Source organism: bacterium (assembly GCA_030685015.1).
Lineage (GTDB): Bacteria > CAIWAD01 > CAIWAD01 > CAIWAD01 > CAIWAD01 > CAIWAD01.
In genome coordinates, this window is the sequence record JAUXWS010000103.1 from 1 (window position 1) to 6,772 (window position 6,772).

Annotated in this window: 7 protein-coding genes; 6 read left to right on the plus strand and 1 reads right to left on the minus strand. The window is 68.7% G+C overall.

The window, feature by feature from the left end:
• From Q8O14_15230 to Q8O14_15245, 4 genes are all read left to right on the plus strand, one after another.
• On the plus strand, positions 1 to 510 hold a 510-nt coding region (locus Q8O14_15230; GenBank protein MDP2362080.1), incomplete at its 5' end, for a type II secretion system F family protein.
• A gap of 54 nt (positions 511 to 564) precedes the next feature.
• A complete protein-coding gene (locus Q8O14_15235) occupies positions 565 to 1,881 on the plus strand; it encodes an ATP-binding protein (protein MDP2362081.1) in 1,317 nt (438 codons plus the stop codon).
• Between the two features lie 194 nt (positions 1,882 to 2,075).
• Positions 2,076 to 2,450: a DoxX family membrane protein gene (locus Q8O14_15240; protein ID MDP2362082.1), complete on the plus strand. Its 375-nt coding sequence runs from the start codon at positions 2,076 to 2,078 to the stop codon at positions 2,448 to 2,450.
• Positions 2,451 to 2,513: 63 nt separating this feature from the next.
• Positions 2,514 to 3,554 carry a WYL domain-containing protein gene (locus Q8O14_15245; GenBank protein ID MDP2362083.1) on the plus strand — a complete coding sequence of 347 codons (1,041 nt, stop codon included), beginning with the start codon at positions 2,514 to 2,516 and terminating at the stop codon, positions 3,552 to 3,554.
• 114 nt (positions 3,555 to 3,668) lie between these two features.
• Here Q8O14_15245 and Q8O14_15250 read toward each other — a convergent pair whose 3' ends face one another.
• On the minus strand, positions 3,669 to 4,568 hold the full coding sequence (locus Q8O14_15250) for a hypothetical protein (protein MDP2362084.1): 900 nt from the start codon (positions 4,566 to 4,568) through the stop codon (positions 3,669 to 3,671).
• Between the two features lie 92 nt (positions 4,569 to 4,660).
• On the opposite strand from Q8O14_15250, the gene Q8O14_15255 reads away from it, so the two are divergent.
• Positions 4,661 to 6,049 (plus strand): HAMP domain-containing sensor histidine kinase, encoded by a 1,389-nt coding sequence (locus Q8O14_15255; GenBank protein MDP2362085.1) that lies wholly within the window; start codon positions 4,661 to 4,663, stop codon positions 6,047 to 6,049.
• 161 nt (positions 6,050 to 6,210) lie between these two features.
• Positions 6,211 to 6,633, plus strand: a complete 423-nt coding sequence (gene flgB / locus Q8O14_15260; protein MDP2362086.1) for a flagellar basal body rod protein FlgB — start codon at positions 6,211 to 6,213, stop codon at positions 6,631 to 6,633.
• Positions 6,634 to 6,772 lie beyond the last annotated feature (139 nt).

Below are 6,772 nucleotides of genomic sequence, written 5' to 3' on the forward strand. Positions count from 1 at the left end.
CGGGCGGATCCTGCCTTGCCAGGAATGGTGCTTAGCTTGGTCGCCGTGGGTGAACGGGCCGGCCAACTGACTGTCTGCACGCGCTTCCTGCTGGACTACTACCAGCGTGTGCTTGAGCTGAAGCAGAGCCTCTCTCGTGGCCTAACCTATCCCATTGTGGTTTGCCTCTTCATCTGGATCAGCCTGGGCGTGTTCGACGGCGTGATCCGCGGAGTGTTTGAGTCCCTTTACAAGAGCGCGGAGGTGGTCCTCCCCACCTCCATGCACACCCTGTTTGCCTTCATCCATGTGCTGTTTCTGACGCCGCTGCTGGTGGCGCCATTACTGGCAGTGGGGTGGTGGCTGGCCCGACGTGCCCACTGGCCCCTGCCAGGCAACCTGACGATGCAGGGGAGCACCCATGGCGCACGCGGCCTCACACGGCACAATCGTGCGGTTGCCGGCTGGGCGCATAGGAACCCCATGGACTACACGCCCTTCGGCCGCGAGCTGGCGCATGTAAGTGGATAATTATCCTTTTGAAAAGGAGAAAAATTCGTCATTTTCTCCTTCCAGGAGGGATAAATGCGGGAAATCCTGCGTGACAAGCTGGCGGCGGCGCTGAACGATCCGCTGCCTGGCCTGACCCGGCGCGACGTGCGCCTGCCGGCCGTTCCCAACAAGGCGCTGGCTGTGATCGGCGTGCGCCGCTGCGGCAAGACCTCGCTGCTCAGCCAATGCCTGTCCGACCGCCTGGCGGAGGGCGCGCCGCGTGAGGGACTGGTCCTCCTGGGGCTTGAGGACGACCGCCTGGTGGGGCTGTCCACCGACGACCTGTCCTGGCTGATGGAGGAGTACTTCCGGCAGCATCCGGCCTTGCGCGGCTCGGGGCAGGTGACCTTCGCCTTTGACGAGATCCAGGTCGTGCCCGGCTGGGAGCGCTTCATCCGCCGGCTCATGGACACGGAAGCGGCCAAGCTCTTCGTCTCAGGATCCTCGTCCAAGCTGCTCAGCCGGGAGATCGCCACCAGTTTGCGGGGCCGGGCGCTGGAAGTGCTGGTGCACCCTTTCAGTTTCCGGGAAGCTCTGCGGCACGCGGGCCTCGAGCCATCCATCGCCTGGGAGCGGCAGAACCAGGCCGAACGCAGTTCCCTGGACCATCACCTGGGGAACTACCTGCGGCAGGGGGGCTTTCCCGAGGCTCAGGGACTGGCGCAGCAGGATCGCCTGACCTTGCTCAAGAACCATGTGGACGTGGTGGTGCTGCGGGACGTCATCGAGCGCCACGCCGTCTCCAACCCCTTGCCCTTGCGCTGGCTGCAGCGGCAACTGCTGGCCAATCCTGCCGGCACCTTCAGCGTGCAGAAGTTCCACGACCAGTTGAAGAGCCAGGGCGTGCCGGTCTCCAAGGACACGCTGCACGCATTCCTGGCGCACCTGGAGGACGCATTCCTGGTGCGCACGATCCATTTGCACAGCGCCAGCGAGCGTCAGCGCATGGTCAACCCGCGCAAGATCTATCCGGTGGACACGGGCCTGATCCAGCTCTACGAGCGGAGCGGACGACCCAACCTGGGGCACGCGCTGGAAAGCGTGGTCCTGCTGGAGCTGGAGCGTCGCGGCTATGAGAGCGCCTACCTCCGCACGGAGGAGGGTTGGGAGGTGGACTTCCTCGCCACCGCGCCGGGCCGGTCTTCCCTTTTGCTCCAGGTGTGCGCCGATGCGCAGGATCCGGGAACAGCGCTGCGGGAGCTGCGGGCCCTGGCGTCGGCCAGACAGCGGCAGCCGGACGCGCGCGGCCTGTTGGTCACGCTGGACTCGACCCCGCCCCGGGACCTTCTGCCGGAAGGCCTGGAATGGTGGCCGGCGGCGCGCTGGCTGCTTTCCATGGAGGAGGACTGACCAAGGATCCGTGCCGGCCCGTGATATGCGACCCGCCCGGGTGCGCCGGCCGGCGTCCGGATCGTCACGGGTCCACCCCAGGAGGTGGTGCGGAAGGACATGGCGCATGGATCGAGGACGACAACGATGTTCCGTGTCCGGCCGGCAATGAACCCGTTTTGATGACCGGAATCACGAGTGGAAAGGAGGGCGACATGAAAATCACCTCGACCGTGTTGCGCGTGCTGATGGGCCTGCTCTTCCTCTTCGCGTCCCTCACCTACTGGTTCAAGTTGATCGTGCCCCCTCCCCTCGAGGGCGCCATGAAGGTGTTCAATGACGGCCTGGAGGCGTCGCGCTACCTCATACCGACGGTCAAGGCCCTCGAGCTGCTCGGCGGTCTCGCCCTCGTGCTGGGACGCTTCGTGCCGCTGGCGCTGCTGGTCCTGGCGCCCATCGTGGTGAACATCCTGCTCATCCACATCTTCCTGGCGCCGGAGGGCCTGCCCATCGCCCTCTTCCTGGTCGTGGCCAGCCTGCTCGTCGCCTATCAGCGGCGCGACTCCTTCCGGCCGCTCTTCAAACCCTGATCGTACCCATTGGGGCGGCCGGCGGCGGCCGCGCCCGGACCAGACACGGATCAAGGGAGGACCATGGCCGACCAACCCCGACTTCAACGCGCCCTGCGCCTGCTCCAGATCCTGGGCGGCTCGGGCTGGGTGACCGCCCGCGGCCTGCGGAAGCGCCTGGACGGCCGGGAATCGCCCCGCACCATCCTGCGCACCCTGACGGCCATCGAGGAGGCTGGCATTCCCCTGGAGCGGCGCACGGCGGCCCACGGCGAGCTGGAGCTGCGCCTGCCCGGCGCCCTGCGCATCCCGCCCCACCGCCTCAGCACCGACGAGGCGCTGGCCGCCCTCGTGCTGGCCCAGTTCGGCGGGCATTTCGCGGGCAGCCCCATGGGCGAGGTGCTGGCCGGCCTGATCGACAAGCTGGAGCAGCTGCTGCCCTGGGAGGGCCTCTTCGCCCAGGCGGGCCTGGAGGACGGGCCGGAGCTGGTGCGCGTCAAGCAGGCGGGCCAGGTGGCGGAGGGGGGCGGCCTGCTGCTGGCCCTGCTGGAGGCCATTCTCGAGCGCCGCGTCTGCCAGGTGGAGTATCGCCGTCTGGACGGCCCCCAGGCGCGGAGCTTCGCCGTCCACGCCCACAGCCTCATCTTCCACGCCGGCGCCATCTACGCCCTGGTCTGGCAGCCCGACCACCAGTCCTGGCTGCATCTGGCCCTGCAGCGCCTGGGCGGCCTGGAGATGCTGCCGGCCACTTTCGAGCGGCGGCCCGACTTCCGCCTGGCCGACTTCATCAACGGCAGCTTCGGCATCTGGCACGCCGAACCCTGCGCCGTGCGCCTGCGCTTCGACCGCCGCCTCGCCTCCTTTCTCAAGGAACGGGTCTGGCATCCCAGCCAGGAATGGGCGGAGGAGGAGTCGGGCGACCTGCTGCTCAGCATGACGGTGGGCCTGTCGCCGGAGCTGCGGGCCTGGGTGCTGCGCTGGGGGGCCCACGTGGAGGTGCTGGAGCCGTCCGCTTTCCGCGAGGAGATCCGCCTGCAACTGGCCCTGGCCGCCGCCCGCTACCTGCCGGCGCGGGAGTCAGCGGCCCCCGCCGCGGCTGATTCCCGCCAGCCGGCCATCGATTGACCAGCTGCCACTCCATCTTGCCACCGGATGGGCGGGAAACAGACGATCGCCCTGCGTCGCGGGAGCGGCGCAGCGGCTGGGCGGGGCGGTCCGGGGGGGCGCCCCGCCACTATCTCAGAAGTCCTCGAGGCTCTCGAAGCTGTCCCCGGGGCGGACCTCGCGCTCGGTGATGGCGTTGTTCTCCTTGAGCACCTGGATCGTGCCGATCATGGCGCCCAGGGCGGCCAGCTGGGCCGGCGCCTCCTGCCCGATGTGGACCAGGTCCCCGGGAATGGCGAGGAACTCCTTGTGGTAGGCGGCAAGGCCGATCCAGGCCATGGCGCCGTTCCAGCCTCCCTCGTCGAAGAGGTGGCGCTTGACCCGCTGGAAATCGTCCAGCACCGCCTGGGAGTGGCGGATGGCCAGGTTGTCGCAGACGACGCCCACCCCCAGGTTGTAGAGGAGGAGCCCCACCCGCTTGGCCTGGTCGCCGCTCAGCTCCTTGCGCTGCAGGCGGCCGTCGGCCTTGGCGCGCTCGATCGCCTTGTCCTGCAGGCGGCGCCGCTCCAGCACCAGCTCCTCCTCCCCGGCGCCCCTTTCCGCCATGCGCTCGTCCAGCTCCTTCAAGGCCTTCAGCTCCTCGGCGGTGGCGGCCAGGCCGAAGATCTCCTGGCGCGAGTTGTCCAGGCTGCGGCGGGCCGTCGCCAGGTTGAGCTTGATCACGCGCACCCGCCAGATCGCCTTCTGAACGCTGCCCTCCTTCGGGTTGATGCCCACGTCCTGGGCCGCCAGGCGCAGGAGGGAATCCAGCAGCTCGGCTTCGGCCCCGCTTCCCTCCACCGACACCTCGGCCTGGCCGATGCGGCGGGCGGGGCGCCGGCAATCCGCCTCATCCTCGTCCGCCGCCGCTTGCCGGGCCGCCTGGGACAAGGCTTTTTTCATTTGTTGGGAGTCGATGCAGGAGGAGGCGAGGAGGGCCAGGATGCCCAGCAGGATCCACCAGCGCATGAGGGAGGAAGGGCAGGTCCGCGTCATGGCGGAATGTGGCACTGACGCGAGGCAGGGTCAACCGGTTGGAATGGGCCTGTGACCATCTTAACTTGTTCACAACTGGAACGGGAATGCTCATGACCCCTGCCTCACTCGCGGTGGTCCGTACCCCCCTGGAGAGCGCCACGCTGGCCAGGGTGGCCTGGCTCATCGGCATGCGCTGCTTTTTCGTTTTCAGTATCGTGGTGGGCGCCTGGGTGGGCGGCCGCTTCTTCCCCGACCTCGAACTGGCGCCCTTCCTCCAGATCGCCTCGCTGGCCGCCCTCTTCAACCTGCTGGTCCACGTCATCAACGCCCGGGTGGCCCGCCTGCCCGAAGAGCGCAAGAAACCGCTGGTGCAGATCCTCATCCAGGCGCAGGTGCTGGCCGACTGGCTCGTGCTCCTCTTCATCATCCACCACACGGGCGGGATCGAAAGCCCGCTGCTGCACTTCTTCATTTTCCACCTGGCCCTCAGCGCCGTCTTCCTCAGCCCCGGCTTCACCGTGCTCGCCCTCGCTTTCATCGTGGCGGCGCTCAGCCTGCTCTTCGCCGCCGAGGCCACCGGCATCCTCGAGCCGGTGCAGCTGAGCGGCCTGACCAACCCGGCCAACCAGCGCAGCTGGTCCTACATCCTGCACGTCTCCTTCTGGCATTTCTCCACCCTGGCGGTGATGGCCTTCCTCCTGGGGGCGGTCATGCGCGGCCTGCGGCGCCGGGAGGCGGAGGCCCTGCGCATCCGGCGACGGCTGGAGAAGGCCAACCAGGACATCCTGCGCATCAGCGAGGAGCGCATCCGCCTCATGCACACCATGGGCCACGAACTGCGCTCCCCCATCGCCGCCGCCCAGTCCATGCTGAGCGCCCTCGAACTCAGCCACGGCGCGGAGCTGCCGGCCCCCGCGCGCGGCATCCACCAGCGGATCAGCAGCCGCCTGAAGGGCCTCACCGGTCTCATCGGCGAATTGCTGGATCTGGCCGAGCAGCGCCGCGAGCCCTCCCGCCCGGTGCGCCGGGTGGAGCTGGGCGGCCTGCTGGCCGGCCTGATGGAGGATCTGGAGGCGCATGCCGCCGAGGCGGGACTGCGCCTGGAGCGCCAATGGACCGAAGGCCGGTCGGTCCACGTCAGCGGCGATCCGGAGCGCCTGCGCCGCATTTTCGAGAACCTGCTCACCAACGCGCTCAAGTACTCGCGCCCCGGCGGCGTGGTCCGCGTCGGCCTGACCCTGCCCGCCGCGGAGGACCGGCCGCCCCAGGTCGAGGTCTGGGTGTCCGACGAGGGCATCGGCATCGCCCCCGACCAGCTGCCCCGCCTCTTCTCCGAGTTCTACCGCACGCCCCAGAGCAGGCGCCACACCACCCAGGGCACGGGCCTGGGCCTGGCCATCACCAAGTCCATGGTGGAGGCGGCCGGGGGGGAGATCCTGGTGGAGAGCGAACTGGAGCGGGGCAGCACCTTCCGCGTCCGCCTGCCCCGTCTGGTCTGAACCCCCGGATCAGGTCGGCAGAAAGTTCCCACTTCCCCCGCCCACGTTGGACTTCGCCACTCCCGGACTTGGACTTTACAAGCTGGATCAAGCACTTGGCTTCCCGTCGGCGGCGTGGCACGGAACTTGCCGAAGGCCCCAGTGCCATCATCGGGAGGACCATGGCTTCCATTTCCGACAACCTGCTCTTCGCGCGCACCCTGCTGCCCATCATGCATTCGGGCCTGGACGCCTATGCCCTGCGGCAGAAGGCCATCGCCAACAACCTGGCCAACATCGAGACCGACGGCTACCAGCGGCGCAGCGTGCACTTCGAGGAGCAACTGGCCCAGGCCCTGGAGAAGAAGGGCGAGGGGCTGGCCCGCACCCATCCCGACCACCTGCCCCATCCCTCGGCCGCCCAGGCGGTGGAGGCCGAGCTGGTGGTGGAGCAGGAGGCGGACTACTTCAACGGGCACAACGGCGTGGACATCGACCGCGAAATGACCGAGCTGGCCCGCGCCCAGCTCAGCTACCGCTTCGCCACCCGCCAGGTGCGCCATGTGGTGGAGACGCTGGACCGCGCCATCCGCGGCGGCCGGTGATGGGGGCGGGCTGGGAGAGGGGAGGGACCCGGACCATGACGGACAGGCCATGAAAAACATGCGCAGGAAAGGCTTGAGCATGCTGCGGCCGGGCAGCGGCCTGGCCCGGACCCGGGCGCCCCACCGCGCGGCGGGCCGG